Source organism: Bartonella sp. SD1336NMGDW (genome assembly GCF_042193565.1).
Taxonomy (GTDB): Bacteria; Pseudomonadota; Alphaproteobacteria; order Rhizobiales; family Rhizobiaceae; genus Bartonella; species Bartonella grahamii.
The window spans coordinates 1-625 of the sequence record NZ_JBHILW010000096.1 but is presented as its reverse complement, the minus strand read 5'-3'; the positions used below and the strand labels follow the sequence as shown (position 1 = coordinate 625).

Genomic DNA, 625 nt, shown 5'->3' with positions numbered 1-625 from the left:
ATTTTTGCCAATCTTTGTACCAACAAAGTCATTTTTATGATTTTCCAAGTTTACGTAATCCTGCTTTCCATCACTTAAGATATATAACGTATCTGCCATGTTTTGAGTATTATAAGCTGGTCCAAAGAAATTAATCGTTGTTTTCTTTGCTATACCATGAACACCATGCTTTTCTAAATCATGCGATCCATTGCCCGCTGTCATACTGCCGCGGCTATGCGCATCAGTATGCAATCCTATATTGCCAAGGCTATACAACAGATTCTGGTACTTCTTCGTCGAATTGGTCAAAATACCCAACTTACCTTCTAGAGCATACTGATACCCTGCAATGAACAAATCTACCAAGAACGAATCGCTATGGGGAAACATCAGAAAATAGTGTGGATCATTCTTGTTATCAGCCAACTGAACCGCATTATGGGCTGCGTCATCTGGTGTTGTAAAAATACCATTGAGAAAAACATGAACCTTGCCATCAGAACCTTTTTGTAAATTCTGTTGTTCTTCATCCGTTAAATAATGTGCGTGAGGAAACAATCGCGCCATTCCAAGCAAAGGCAAAGATGGCGGATTGTTGATCATCACTTAAGGCTTGCATTCAGGTTGTACTGGACTTCTTTTA

At 39.2% G+C, this 625-nt stretch carries 1 pseudogene; it reads right to left on the bottom strand.

Annotation, left to right across the window (positions count from 1 at the left end):
- Positions 1-585, bottom strand: a pseudogene (locus ACFIKH_RS09350) (filamentous hemagglutinin); the annotation flags it as partial.
- Positions 586-625: the final 40 nt, after the last annotated feature.